This is a genomic window from Streptomyces sp. NPDC029169 (genome assembly GCF_055563935.1).
The window spans coordinates 44,935-57,191 of the sequence record NZ_JBVHXA010000019.1 but is presented as its reverse complement, the minus strand read 5'-3'; the positions used below and the strand labels follow the sequence as shown (position 1 = coordinate 57,191).

The 12,257-nt window shown below is 70.4% G+C and carries 13 protein-coding genes and 1 tRNA gene; 13 read left to right on the top strand and 1 reads right to left on the bottom strand.

The window, feature by feature from the left end:
- The first annotated feature begins 98 nt into the window (after positions 1–98).
- The 8 genes from ACZ4VI_RS29275 (at position 99) to ACZ4VI_RS29240 (ending at position 6,283) form a co-directional block, all read left to right on the top strand.
- Positions 99–350, top strand: coding sequence for a hypothetical protein (locus ACZ4VI_RS29275; RefSeq protein WP_468004039.1), 252 nt, complete (start codon positions 99–101; stop codon positions 348–350).
- A gap of 32 nt (positions 351–382) precedes the next feature.
- Complete coding sequence (locus tag ACZ4VI_RS29270; protein ID WP_028810400.1) at positions 383–571, top strand: hypothetical protein; 189 nt, start codon at positions 383–385, stop codon at positions 569–571.
- A 10-nt stretch (positions 572–581) separates the two neighbouring features.
- The gene (locus tag ACZ4VI_RS29265; RefSeq protein ID WP_468004037.1) at positions 582–1,190 is read left to right on the top strand and encodes a hypothetical protein; all 609 of its coding nucleotides are present in this window, start codon (positions 582–584) and stop codon (positions 1,188–1,190) included.
- Positions 1,191–1,193: 3 nt separating this feature from the next.
- Positions 1,194–1,664, top strand: a complete 471-nt coding sequence (locus tag ACZ4VI_RS29260) for a hypothetical protein (RefSeq protein WP_468004036.1) — start codon at positions 1,194–1,196, stop codon at positions 1,662–1,664.
- An 86-nt stretch (positions 1,665–1,750) separates the two neighbouring features.
- Positions 1,751–2,623: a bifunctional DNA primase/polymerase gene (locus ACZ4VI_RS29255; RefSeq protein ID WP_468004034.1), complete on the top strand. Its 873-nt coding sequence runs from the start codon at positions 1,751–1,753 to the stop codon at positions 2,621–2,623.
- Positions 2,624–2,625: 2 nt separating this feature from the next.
- Complete coding sequence (locus tag ACZ4VI_RS29250; RefSeq protein ID WP_468004033.1) at positions 2,626–4,101, top strand: ATP-binding protein; 1,476 nt, start codon at positions 2,626–2,628, stop codon at positions 4,099–4,101.
- A gap of 506 nt (positions 4,102–4,607) precedes the next feature.
- Entirely contained in the window at positions 4,608–4,817 is a 210-nt protein-coding gene (locus ACZ4VI_RS29245; protein WP_468004032.1) for a helix-turn-helix transcriptional regulator, read from the top strand.
- Positions 4,814–6,283 (top strand): tyrosine-type recombinase/integrase, encoded by a 1,470-nt coding sequence (locus ACZ4VI_RS29240; protein ID WP_468004030.1) that lies wholly within the window; start codon positions 4,814–4,816, stop codon positions 6,281–6,283. Before ACZ4VI_RS29245 ends, ACZ4VI_RS29240 begins: the two co-directional genes overlap by 4 nt.
- Before the next feature lie 141 nt (positions 6,284–6,424).
- On the opposite strand, the gene ACZ4VI_RS29235 is transcribed toward ACZ4VI_RS29240, so the two are convergent.
- Positions 6,425–6,496: transfer RNA gene (locus ACZ4VI_RS29235), tRNA-Arg, on the bottom strand.
- Positions 6,497–6,664: 168 nt separating this feature from the next.
- Here ACZ4VI_RS29235 and ACZ4VI_RS29230 point away from each other — a divergent pair.
- The 5 genes from ACZ4VI_RS29230 to thrC all read left to right on the top strand — a co-directional run bounded on the left by ACZ4VI_RS29230 (position 6,665) and on the right by thrC (position 12,116).
- Positions 6,665–7,150 (top strand): response regulator, encoded by a 486-nt coding sequence (locus ACZ4VI_RS29230; protein ID WP_468004191.1) that lies wholly within the window; start codon positions 6,665–6,667, stop codon positions 7,148–7,150.
- A 112-nt stretch (positions 7,151–7,262) separates the two neighbouring features.
- Positions 7,263–8,237 (top strand): ArgS-related anticodon-binding protein NrtL, encoded by a 975-nt coding sequence (nrtL, locus tag ACZ4VI_RS29225; RefSeq protein ID WP_468004028.1) that lies wholly within the window; start codon positions 7,263–7,265, stop codon positions 8,235–8,237.
- Between the two features lie 11 nt (positions 8,238–8,248).
- Positions 8,249–9,640 (top strand): diaminopimelate decarboxylase, encoded by a 1,392-nt coding sequence (lysA, locus tag ACZ4VI_RS29220; RefSeq protein ID WP_468004026.1) that lies wholly within the window; start codon positions 8,249–8,251, stop codon positions 9,638–9,640.
- 106 nt (positions 9,641–9,746) lie between these two features.
- Positions 9,747–11,039 carry a homoserine dehydrogenase gene (locus ACZ4VI_RS29215; RefSeq protein ID WP_468004024.1) on the top strand — a complete coding sequence of 431 codons (1,293 nt, stop codon included), beginning with the start codon at positions 9,747–9,749 and terminating at the stop codon, positions 11,037–11,039.
- A gap of 6 nt (positions 11,040–11,045) precedes the next feature.
- Positions 11,046–12,116 (top strand): threonine synthase, encoded by a 1,071-nt coding sequence (thrC, locus tag ACZ4VI_RS29210; RefSeq protein ID WP_468004022.1) that lies wholly within the window; start codon positions 11,046–11,048, stop codon positions 12,114–12,116.
- Positions 12,117–12,257: the final 141 nt, after the last annotated feature.

Below are 12,257 nucleotides of genomic sequence, written 5' to 3'. Positions count from 1 at the left end.
AGAGGTCCCGCTAGCGGCCCCTACGGCACTTGATCAGGCCGCTAGCCGATAGCGGCCCACCTGCAGAAACCCCGGAAACAGCCCTGGGAGGGCCCCTCATGACCCCTGCCCTGCTCGCTATCGCACTCCTGCTGTTCATCACCCTCAGTTACGCATCTCTGTGTGCGGCATCGCCGTTCGGAACCTGCCGCAAGTGCAACGGCTTCGGCTTCGCCACGACCACCGACCGCAAGGGCAAGCCCAAGCGCGGCAAGACCTGCCGCCGCTGCAAGGGCCACGGCAAGCGCATACGCCTCGGCCGCTGGCTCTACAACCGCGCCTCGCACACCTACCGCGTCGGCAGCCGCTGACTCGCTCCCAACGACCCGACAGGAGGCCCCTCGTGGCCGTCACCGTCTCTCTGGTTCTGCTCTTCGGACTCGTCCTGTTCTTCCTCCTGCGCTCCAAGAGCCTCGGCTACGGATCCGCGTTCATCGCCGTGATGTTCGGGTTCTTCCTCGCCTCCACTGGCGCCTCCGGACCCATCAACGAACTCGCCACCGCCGTCATCGACGCCATACCGAACCTGTAGGGAGCCCGCGATGAACGAACCGATCGTTGCCCGCCACTGGCTCGCCCACGCCGCCCCCAAGGCGGCCCCGGCGATCGCCACGTCCACGGTGCTGATCCTCGGCCGGATCTGGAACGCCAACGGCGCTGAACACTCCTTCGGGAACGCCGCGCTGATGGTCGTGCTGGCCGCTGGAGCGGCAACGGCTGGCGCGTTCGCCTCCGCCGGACGCAGCGGGGACGGTGTCCTCGCCGGAACCGCGTTCGCCACCTCGGGCGGGCTCGCGCTCGCCGGGGTCGCCGGATACGCCGACGGCCTCTCCCTGCCGCTGCTGCTCTGGGCGCTCGCCACGGCCGTGGCCTACGGGCTCGCCGCCCGCTACTGGCGTACCGACCGTCGCGACACCGTCGCGTACGAGCGGCGCAGCATCGAGCGGCGCGAGGACCACGCGCACGTCGAGCGCGTGGAAGCCCTGCGGGCCGGGGCACAGATCGAGGTCGCCCGCGAGAGCGCCGTCTACGCCACCGCCCTCGCCCAGGCCCTCACCCAGCGCGCCGCCCTGCCCGGCTTCGACCCGCTCGCCCTCACGAACGCCGGACTTCCCGAACTCCCCGCCATCGAGATCACCAAGGAGCACTGACCCATGTTCGAGATCCGCATCATCTGCGACCCCGACGACACCGACCGCATCACCACCACGCTGGCGGAGACGTTCGCGACAGGAGCCGTCCGGCGCGCGCCCTCCCGCACCACGGACAAGGCACGGCTCTACGTCACGGCCGAGCACCGCGACGACACCGACGCATGGCCGACGCCGGAGCAGGCGTACGCCAAGGCACCGAGCGTCATCAGCGAGATCGGATGGACCGCGCAGAGGGCTCGCGAGGCCCTGTGGCCCCTGCACCAGCCGGACGTGCGGGAGTTCTGGCTCCGCAAGGCCGCCCTGCTCGACCGCCTCGCCCTCGGAGACGCCAAGGGCCTCTCCGCCTCGGACGCGACCGAGCTGGCGACCGAGGCCGCCGAGGAGCTGACCGTCCTGGACTACGTCACCCCTGCCCGCGGGCCGCGGGCGTACGTCCGTCAGCAGTACGCCCTGTGGGCCAAGAACCAGTAGCTACGCCCGAGGCGGCCGCCTCTCACCACAAGACCGCGGCCGCCCCGGCTCTCCGTCCCTTCGACAGAAGCAGGAGAAACCCCAGCATGACCCATCCGATCCCGATCCTGGGAGACGGCCGGCCGGATCACCTTGGGACCGCGCTGCGCTTGGCCGCCGCCGGCGTGCCGGTGCTGCCGCTACGCGCCGGGAAGGTCCCGTTCGGCAACTGCTCCGCCTGCACGGACCTGGCGTGCGGCGGGCGGCCGAACATGAAGACCCCCGGACCCTGCACGTGCCCGCTGGCGTGCCACGGCTGGGCCGCAGCCACAACCGACCCGGACGTCATCTCCTCCCCCGAGTGGAAGGCGGCCTGGCGGCACGCCGGAGGAGTCGCGTACCACCCCGGCGGCGCGGTAGTGACCGTCGTCGACCTGGACAACGCCGACGCGGTTGCCTGGGCCCGCCAGACCCTTCCCGCCACCCGGACCGTGGCCACCACGCGCGGGGAGCACTGGATCTACCGGGGTGCCATGCGCTCGGTGAACGGCGCTCGTGAGGGTGTCGACCTCAAGTCCACGATGTCCTACGCGCGGTGGCGTGGGCCCGGCGCCGGGGCCATGGCGGACCTGCCGGCCATCGTGCGCGAGCTGGCCGTGAAGGAGCCCAGCGCGGTCCGCCCGGCGCCGTGCGCCGTCAGCGTGCCCGCACTGCCCGGGGGCGGGGAGTGCCCGCACCGCTCGCCTGCCTACCTGGAGCGTGGCATCGCCATGGCGGAGCAGCGCATCGCCGACGCCCGCAGTGCGGTCCACACCACCGTGTACCGGACCTTCCTCGCCGTCCTGTCCGCCCATGGCCGGTGCGGCTGTCTCACCGATGCGCACATCGCGCGACTGTTCACCGCCGCTCAGGCCAAGGGGGAGTCCCCCCGGCACTGCACGGACGCCTGGGACAACGCCCGTACGAGGTTGGGACTGTAGCCATGGCCGACGACGAGAAGACTCCGGCCCGCGAGGTCATCACCGACTACGCGCAAGCGCACTTCCGGTACTTCCGCACCGCCGACGGCACCGTGTTCGCGCAGAAGAACGGCCACCCCGTGGCGCGCCCGATCCGCTCGCAGGGCACCGCGGGCAGCCACCGGCAGGAACTGATGGTGGGCCTCTACGCCGACGGCTGCGGCGTATTCAACGGAACCGCATTGAAGGAGGCGTTGGACTTGATCGAGGCACTGGCGATGAGCCAGGAGGTACAGCCTGTCCACATCCGGGTTGCGCCGGGATTCGACGGGGCGACGTGGCTCGACCTGGGCCGCAACGACGGCAAGTCCGTCCGCATCCACCCCACCGGATGGGACATCGTCACCCCGCAGCCGCAGGAGGTGTGCTGGCGGCGGACCCAGCTCACCGGGGAACTGCCGCTGCCGGCCAAGGACACCGACGGCAAGGGAATCGACCTCCTGCTGCGGCTGTGCAACTTCGCCAACGCGGAGACCGAGTGCCTGGCCATCGCCTGGTTGATCGGCTGCCTTGGACCGTCCGTGCCCGTCCCCGCCCCGTTCCTCACCGGTCCCCAGGGCGCGGGCAAGTCCACCGGCGGGCGGATGCTCATCCGGATCATCGAGGGCATGAGCGGCGACCTGCGCCGCGCGCCGAAGGATGAGGAGAACCTGATCGCGGCCGTGGCTGCGGGCTGGGTCACGGCCCTGGACAACCTCTCCCATCTGGCCCCGGACCTGTCCGACCTGATGTGCTGCATCGTCACCGGGGCCGAGACCATCAAGCGGGCCCTGTACACCGACGGCGACGTGGTCCGCGCCCGCTACCGCCGCCCCCTGCTGCTGACCGGCATCGACGTCGGCGTCATCCGGCCCGACCTCGCCGAGCGACTCCTCCCGCTGCGTCTGGAGCGGCCCGGCGTGCGGCGGACCGAGGCGGAGCTGTGGGCGGAGTTCGAAGAGGCCCTGCCCGTGATTCTCGGGTCTCTGCTCGACCTCACCGTGAAGGTCCGGGCCGCTCAGGCAGACATCCCGACCGACCTGCGCATGGCCGACTTCGCCCACCTGTGCGCGCAGCTCGACGCGGCGACCGGCCTCGGAGCGCTGGACGCGTACCGGGCCAGCCTGGACGACCTCAACGACGACGTCATCGAGGGCGACCTGCTGGCGCAGACCGTCCTCAAGCACGCCGCCGGCATCGAGCCGGGGACGGAGGTTCGGATGACCTCGGCCGAGTGGCTGCACTGCCTCACCCAGCTCTACACCGGAGAGGACTTCCGCCCACTGCCAAAGGGGTGGCCCACCACGGGCAAGGTCCTCTCCGACCGCCTCAAGCGGCTCCAGCCGACCCTCGCCGCCCGCGGCGTCCTCGTCGACTGGGGCCGTACCAGCGCTGCCCGGTACATCGAGATGGCCCGACCGTCCGGCCCGCCGGCGGACCAGCAGGAGCCGCTGCTCTAGCCCGCGCCACGACGACCGCCCTCGCACAGGCAAGAGGAGCACCCCGCCGGGCGGCGCGGCGGTGCTCCTCTTGCTCTTCCGGCGGCAGCGCCGCCGCTGTAAGGGACGTGCCGCGCAGCGGCTCCTTCTTCGCGTTCTGAGACGCGCGGCACCACAACAGACACCCCACCCCCTTTTCCTAAGAAAGGGAACGCTGCGTCACCTGCGTCACCACAGGACAGCAAACGGCCTGTGAGCTGCGGCTACATCGGTGACGCAAGAGGTCGACGGCTGCGTCATCCCGCGTCACCCGCGTCACCGGTGACAGACACGGTGACGCACCGGTGACACACGCCGACGCCCCCTGCGTCACGCAAAGCCGCAGGTCAAGCGCGCGAGAGACGCAGATGACGCAGTGACGCAGAAATCCGCCCTTCGGACAGGAGCGGACTTCCAAGAACCCCTAACCCGGCCGCGATGCGTACGGCCGGACCCAACTTCCCTCGCGCACAGAAGGAGGCGAGCTGATGAGCTCGACCACCCGCCGACGGCCGTCCAGTGACGAGATGCTCACCATTGCCCAGGTTGTGGAGGAGATCGGAGTCTCTCTGGCGACCTTCTACCGCTGGCGGCAGCTGAAGAAGGGCCCCAAGGCCATCAAGCTCCCGAACGGCGCGGTCCGCATCCGCCGCTCCGAGCTGGAGAACTGGATCGAGGCCCTGGAGGAGGCCGCGTGACCTACCGCAAGACCAGCGAGTCCCCGGGCGCCCGCAACAGCGGGCGCCCGCCCGCGTCCGACGAGCCGATCCTCTCCACCGACGTGCGCATGTGGAAGATCAGCAAGATTTCCAGCAAGAAGGCTCCCTACCAACTCCGTTGGGTGGTGGCCGGCAAGGTTTGCCACGCCTCCTTCGCCACAGTGACCCTGGCGGATAGTCGCCGTTCCCAGCTGTGGCAGGCCATGCAGAGAGGCGAGGCATTCGACGTGGAGTCCGGGCTGCCGGAGTCCGAACTCCGGGCGGCCGCGGCGAAGGCGAACACCCGGCCTGATCCGTCGTGGTGGGAGTTCAGTCAGGAGTACATGGCGCTCCGGTGGCGCGCGGCAGCGGCCAAGACCCGCGAGGGTCTGGCCGACAGCCTGGCCACGGTGGCGCTCGCCATGGTGGAGGCGGGAAGGAAGGCGCCGACGCCGGAGGAGACACGTCTGGCGATGCGCTGGGCGGTCGTACCCGCGCATAAGGGCGAGGACCCTCCGGAGGAGCTGGCGGCTGCCTGCACGTGGCTCCAGAACCGTTCGCTGCCCTTGTCGGCCCTCACTGACCCCAAGGTGGTGCGGGATGTCCAGTACCGGCTTTCGTTCAAGCTGGACGACACCCCGGCAGCGGGGGAGACGTACAAGCGCCGTCGCCGCGGCTTCAACACGGCCATGGAGTACGCCATCGAGTGTGGGTACCTGGAGGAGAACCCGCTCCTGGGAGTGAAGCGCAAGGGGTCCACCAAGGGCGATGTGGTGGACCCCAGGGTCTTGGTCAATGCCGTCCAGGGCGAGCAGCTGCTCACGGCCATCTCGTACGTGGGGTCCGTACACCGGAACCGCGGGCGCCGACTGGTCGCCTTCTTCGCCTGCCAGCTGTACGCGGCGATGCGGCCGGCCGAAGCGGTGGGGCTCCGGAGGAAGGACTGCTACCTCCCCGAGAAGGGATGGGGGACGCTCACGCTCAAAGAGACCCGGCCGGTGTCGGGCAAGAGATGGACGGACTCGGGGCAGCGCCACGACAAGCGCGGGCTCAAGTCCAGGGAGCCCAAGGCGGACCGGCCGGTCCCGATTCCTCCGCCGCTGGTCGCCATGCTCCGCGCGCACATCGCGGAGTTCGGCACGGCGAAGGACGGCCGACTCTTCGCCAACGAGCGCGGCGCCGTGCTCGGGACGTCCAGCTACTGGAGGGTCTGGCAGGAGGCACGGCCGATCGCCCTCCCGCCGGAGAAGGTGGATTCCCCACTCGCCCACCGGCCGTACGACCTGCGGCACACCTGCATCACGAACTGGCTGAACGCGGGGGTCCCCGTCGCGGAAGTGGCCCGCCGCGCGGGCAACTCGCCCGAGGTCATCCACCGCCGATACGAGGGCTGCATCGACGGCCACGAGGAGCTGAACAACAAGAAGATCGAAAAGGCCATGGGGTGGGCTTCGGACGCCCAGTGAGGGGCGCGAGCGCTCACACGCCACTCACACGCGACCAGTGATAGACAACGACAAAGAGCCGGACCCAGTGGGACTGGGTCCGGCTCTCGATGTCTGGCACTTCCACAGGTCAGCGGCTTGATCACGCTGGTCCGGCTTCTGTGCCCCCGGCAGGATTCGAACCTGCGCACACGGCTCCGGAGGCCGTTGCTCTATCCCCTGAGCTACGGGGGCGTCCGCCGCGTTCGGCGGCGACGGGTAGAACCCTACCAGCATCCGAGGCGTGGCTGTGAACAGGTATTTCCGTCGCGTCACCGACCCCTCGTTCCCCCTCACGGGTCGGAAGTGGGCAAAACCCGGACGCAGCCACTTCCCGCGACCTACTCTCGTCGTGTGTCAGGCATGTCCGGTCGGGTGCTTGTTGTCGATGACAACCGGGTGATCCGGCAGTTGATCAGGGTCAATCTCGAGCTTGAGGGCTTCGAGGTCGTGACCGCGGCCGATGGTGCCGAGTGTCTGGATGTCGTGCATCAGGTGCAGCCCGATGTCGTCACCCTCGACGTCGTCATGCCCCGGCTGGACGGGTTGCGCACCGCCGAGAGGCTGCGGTCCGATCCGCGGACCAGTCATCTGCCCGTCGCCATCGTCAGTGCCTGTACGCAGTACGAGATGGACAGCGGCGTCGCCCTCGGTGTCGACGCCTTCCTCGCCAAGCCCTTCGAGCCCGCCGAGCTCGTACGTGTCGTCCGCAAGCTCATGCACCGCGACGGGCGGGAGCCGGGGGAGCGGCGTGGTGGACAGGAGGGGCCGTCGGGGGTCGATGGCAGACACGACGGCGCGCGCGACGGGAGACACGGGGCCGGGCGCGCCGGTACGTGCCCCCAGTGACCGTCCCGCGTCGCCGTTCCTCGGTGCCGCCCCACCCGCCCCACGCGCCCCCAGTGACCGCATCGCGAAACCGGTTCGCGTTCCGACCCCCCTTCTCCCCTACGCTTGTCCCGTGACCCCCGCGGACCTCTCCCTCACCGTGCTGCACGCCGTGCGCCGCGCGGTCGACGACGGTGCGCTGCGGGTCGATAGCCAGGACATGCCCCAGCGCGTCACGCTCGAGCGGCCCCGGCCCGGCGGTCTCGGGGACTACGCCAGCAACGTCGCCCTCACCCTCGCCCGTGCCGCCCGCCGCCCTCCCCTCGACGTCGCCGCCGTCCTCCGCGACCGGCTCCACCAGAGCCCCGGGCTTGCCGCCGTCGACATCACCGGGCCCGGGTTCCTCAACTTCACCCTGCGCCACGATGCTCAGCAGGACCTCGTACGCGAGATCCTCGGCCGACGCGACACGTACGGGTGGTGCGAGGCCCGCGGGGAGACTGTGCGCCTCGCGCACCGGCCCGACCTGCGGGCCCGGGTGACCGTCGAAGCCCTCCGGCGCATCCTGCGTACCCAGGGCGTCGAGGCCGAGGCCGTCCCCGGGCACGACATCGCGCCCCTGCCCGTCCCGGACACCGACCCCTTTCCCCGCCTCGGGCCCGACGCCGCCCGCTGGGGGCTCCTCGCCTCCGCCGGCCACGACCGCGCGCCGCTCGGCGATGAGCTTCTCCGGCAGCACGAGGACAATCCCCTCTTCCGCGTCCGGTACGCCCACTCCCGTACCCGCGCCCTCATCCGGAACGCCGAACAGCTCGGGTTCCACCCCCAGACCGACGAGGCCGTGCACGCGCCCGCGCTCACCCGCGCCCTCGGCGATCACCCCGCCGTCCTCGCCTCCGCCGCCCGCCACCGCGCCCCCGACCGGGTCGCCCGGCACCTGGAAGTCACCGCCGACGCGCTGCTCGACTTCCAACACACCGTCCTGCCCCTCGGCGACGAGAAACCCTCGGCCGCCCACCGTTCCCGGCTCGCGCTCGCCGAAGCCGCCGGGGTGGTGCTCGCCGGTGGCCTCTCCCTGCTCGGCATCAGCGCCCCCGACCAGATGTGAAAGATGCAGACATGAGCCGTTCCGCCCACCCCGCCGGGCCCCGCCACGCCGACGTCCTCCCCGAAGGGCACTACACCGCCCCGCCCAGCGACCTCAACCACCTCGACCCCAAGGTGTGGGCCAGGACCGTCGAGCGGAACGACCGCGGCGTCGTCACCGTGGGCGGCATCGGAGTCGACGAGCTCCGCGAGCAGTTCGGCACCCCCGCCTACTTCCTCGACGAGGACGACTTTCGCACCCGCTGCCGCTCCTGGGCCGACGCCTTCGGCCAGGACGCCGACGTCTTCTACGCCGGGAAGGCCTTCCTCTCCCGGGCCATCGTGCGGTGGCTCAAGGAGGAAGGGCTGAATCTGGACGTGTGCTCCGGCGGCGAGCTCACCACCGCCCTCTCCGCCGGCATGCCCCCCGAGCGCATCGCCTTCCATGGGAACAACAAGTCCCACGAAGAGATCCAGCGCGCCGTCGAGGTCGGCGTCGGGCGCATCGTCCTCGACTCGTTCCAGGAGATCGTCCGCGTCGCCCACATCGCCCAGTCCCTCGGCAAGCGGCAGCGCGTCCAGATCCGTGTGACGGTGGGTGTGGAAGCGCACACCCATGAGTTCATCGCCACCGCGCACGAGGACCAGAAGTTCGGCATCGCCCTCGCCGGGGGACAGGCCGCCGAGGCGGTGCGAAGGGCCCTCAAGCTCGACGGGCTCGAGCTCATCGGGATCCACTCGCACATCGGGTCGCAGATCTTCGACATGGCGGGTTTTGAAGTGTCCGCGCGACGCGTCGTCCAGCTCCTCGCCGACGTTCGTGACGAGCACGGCGTCGAGCTCCCCGAGATCGACCTCGGCGGCGGCCTCGGCATCGCGTACACCTCCGAGGACGACCCCCGCGAGCCGCACCACATCGCCAAGGCCCTCAACGAGATCGTCACCCGCGAGTGCGAGGCCGCCGGGCTGCGTACCCCCCGGATCTCCGTCGAGCCCGGGCGCGCCATCGTCGGACCGACCGCCTTCACCCTGTACGAGGTCGGCACCGTCAAGCCCCTCGAAGGCCTCCGTACGTACGTCTCCGTCGACGGCGGCATGTCCGACAACATCCGCACCGCGCTGTACGACGCCGAGTACAGCGTCGCCCTCGCGTCGCGGACGAGCGACGCCGAGCCCATGCTCGCCCGCGTCGTCGGCAAGCACTGCGAGAGTGGCGACATCGTGGTCAAGGACGCGTTCCTGCCGTCCGACCTGGCCCCCGGCGATCTCATCGCCGTGCCGGCCACCGGCGCCTACTGCCGCTCCATGGCCAGCAACTACAACCACGCCCTCCGCCCGCCCGTCGTCGCCGTTCGCGACGGCCAGGCGCGGGTGATCGTCCGGCGCGAGACGGAGGAAGATCTCCTGCGTCTCGATGTCGGCTGATGAAATAAGTGTCTCAGGATCCGGACGAGGCATAGAAACCCTCGTCCGGTGAGTGAGACTGGTCCAACCGTAGAGATACGACGAAGAAGTACGAGAAAGAGGTCGGATGATGCGTACGCGTCCGCTGAAGGTGGCGCTGCTGGGCTGTGGTGTGGTCGGCTCAGAGGTGGCGCGCATCATGACGACGCACGCCGACGACCTCGCCGCGCGCATCGGCGCCCCGGTCGAGCTCGCCGGCGTCGCGGTCCGCCGCCCGGACAAGGTCCGGGAGGGCATCCCCGCCGAGCTGATCACCACCGACGCCACCGCCCTCGTCAAACGGGGCGACATCGACGTCGTCGTCGAGGTCATCGGCGGTGTCGAGCCCGCCCGTACCCTCATCACCACCGCCTTCGAGCACGGCGCCTCCGTCGTCTCCGCCAACAAGGCGCTCCTCGCCCAGGACGGCACGACGCTCTACGCCTCCGCCGACGAGCACGGGCAGGATCTGTACTACGAGGCCGCCGTCGCCGGCGCCATCCCGCTCATCCGGCCGCTGCGCGAGTCCCTCGCCGGTGACAAGATCAACCGCGTGATGGGCATCGTCAACGGGACGACGAACTTCATCCTCGACAAGATGGACACCTCCGGCGCCGGGTACAGCGAGGCCCTCGACGAGGCCACCGCCCTCGGGTACGCCGAGGCCGATCCGACCGCCGACGTCGAGGGGTTCGACGCCGCCGCCAAGGCCGCGATCCTCGCCGGTATCGCCTTCCACACCCGCGTACGCCTCGACGACGTCTACCGCGAGGGCATGACCGAGGTCACCGCCGCCGACTTCGCCTCCGCCAAGCAGATGGGCTGCACCATCAAGCTGCTCGCCATCTGTGAGCGGGCGGTCGACGGCGAGTCCGTCACCGCGCGCGTGCACCCCGCGATGATCCCGCTGAGCCACCCGCTCGCCTCCGTCCGCGAGGCCTACAACGCGGTCTTCGTCGAGGCCGAGGCCGCCGGCCGGCTCATGTTCTACGGCCCCGGCGCCGGCGGCGCTCCGACCGCCTCGGCCGTCCTCGGCGACCTGGTCGCCGTGTGCCGCAACAAGCTCAACGAGGCCACCGGCCCCGGCGAGTCCGTGTACACCCAGCTGCCCGTGAGCCCCATGGGCGACGTGGTGACGCGGTACCACATCAGCCTCGACGTGGCCGACAAGCCTGGCGTACTCGCCCAGGTCGCGACGGTCTTCGCCGAGCACGGCGTATCGATCGATACCGTCCGCCAGACGGGCAAGGACGGCGAGGCCTCCCTCGTCGTCGTCACCCACCGCGCGCCCGACGCCGCCCTTTCCGGGACCGTCGAGGCGCTGCGCAAGCTCGACACCGTGCGCGGTGTCGCCAGCATCATGCGTGTTGAAGGGGAGTAAGGACCCATGACCAGCAAGGGCACCCACCAGTGGCGCGGCATCATCGAGGAGTACCGGGACCGCCTTCCGGTCACGGACAAGACGCCGGTCGTCACGCTCCGTGAGGGTGGCACGCCGCTCGTCCCCGCTCAGGTCCTCTCCGAGCGCACGGGCTGCGAGGTGCACCTCAAGGTCGAGGGCGCCAACCCCACCGGTTCCTTCAAGGACCGCGGCATGACCATGGCCATCTCCAAGGCCAAGGAGGAGGGCGCGCAGGCCGTCATCTGCGCCTCCACCGGCAACACCTCGGCGTCCGCCGCCGCTTACGCGGTGCGCGCCGGGATGGTCTCCGCCGTCCTCGTGCCGCAGGGCAAGATCGCGCTCGGCAAGATGGGTCAGGCCCTCGTGCACGGCGCGAAGATCCTCCAGGTGGACGGCAACTTCGACGACTGCCTCGACCTGGCCCGCGCGCTCTCGGACAACTACCCGGTCGCGCTGGTCAATTCGGTCAACCCGGTACGCATCGAGGGCCAGAAGACCGCCGCGTTCGAGATCGTGGACATGCTGGGCGACGCCCCGGACATCCACGTCCTGCCCGTGGGCAACGCCGGCAACATCACGGCGTACTGGAGGGGGTACCGGGAGTACGCCGCGGACGGCCTGGCGACGCACAAGCCGCGCATGTGGGGCTTCCAGGCCTCCGGCTCCGCGCCGCTCGTACGCGGTGAGGTCGTCAAGGACCCGTCGACCATCGCCACCGCGATCCGCATCGGCAACCCGGCTTCCTGGGACTTCGCGATCGCCGCGCGGGACGAGTCCGGCGGCTTCATCGACGAGGTGACGGACCGTGAGATCCTGCGCGCCTACCGGCTGTTGGCGGCTCAGGAGGGTGTCTTCGTCGAGCCCGCCTCCGCCGCGTCCGTGGCCGGTCTGCTGAAGGCCGCCGAGCAGGGCAAGGTCGACCCGGGCCAGCGGATCGTCTGCACCGTCACCGGCAACGGCCTGAAGGACCCCGACTGGGCCGTCGCCGGCGCGCCCCAGCCGGTCACCGTCCCCGTCGACGCCGCCGCGGCGGCCGAGCGCCTCGGCCTCGCGTAAAGCACCACAAGTCAGGCAAGTCCCCGACGGGAAGCGCCTCTCCGGGAAACCCCCGGAGAGGCAAACCCGATCAGGAACGTACATAGGCGCACAGGAAGGCTTGCGACACGCATCGTGCGCCTCCTGTGCGCCCTATGTCGC

Excerpts from the sequence above, each read along its gene's own strand:
- ACZ4VI_RS29275 (WP_468004039.1), top strand. The coding sequence starts at position 99 with ATGACCCCTGCCCTGCTCGCTATCGCACTCCTGCTGTTCATCACCCTC.
- ACZ4VI_RS29265 (WP_468004037.1), top strand. The coding sequence starts at position 582 with ATGAACGAACCGATCGTTGCCCGCCACTGGCTCGCCCACGCCGCCCCC.
- ACZ4VI_RS29260 (WP_468004036.1), top strand. The coding sequence starts at position 1,194 with ATGTTCGAGATCCGCATCATCTGCGACCCCGACGACACCGACCGCATC.
- ACZ4VI_RS29255 (WP_468004034.1), top strand. The coding sequence starts at position 1,751 with ATGACCCATCCGATCCCGATCCTGGGAGACGGCCGGCCGGATCACCTT.
- ACZ4VI_RS29250 (WP_468004033.1), top strand. The coding sequence starts at position 2,626 with ATGGCCGACGACGAGAAGACTCCGGCCCGCGAGGTCATCACCGACTAC.
- ACZ4VI_RS29245 (WP_468004032.1), top strand. The coding sequence starts at position 4,608 with ATGAGCTCGACCACCCGCCGACGGCCGTCCAGTGACGAGATGCTCACC.
- ACZ4VI_RS29230 (WP_468004191.1), top strand. The coding sequence starts at position 6,665 with ATGTCCGGTCGGGTGCTTGTTGTCGATGACAACCGGGTGATCCGGCAG.
- lysA (WP_468004026.1), top strand. The coding sequence starts at position 8,249 with ATGAGCCGTTCCGCCCACCCCGCCGGGCCCCGCCACGCCGACGTCCTC.
- ACZ4VI_RS29215 (WP_468004024.1), top strand. The coding sequence starts at position 9,747 with ATGATGCGTACGCGTCCGCTGAAGGTGGCGCTGCTGGGCTGTGGTGTG.
- thrC (WP_468004022.1), top strand. The coding sequence starts at position 11,046 with ATGACCAGCAAGGGCACCCACCAGTGGCGCGGCATCATCGAGGAGTAC.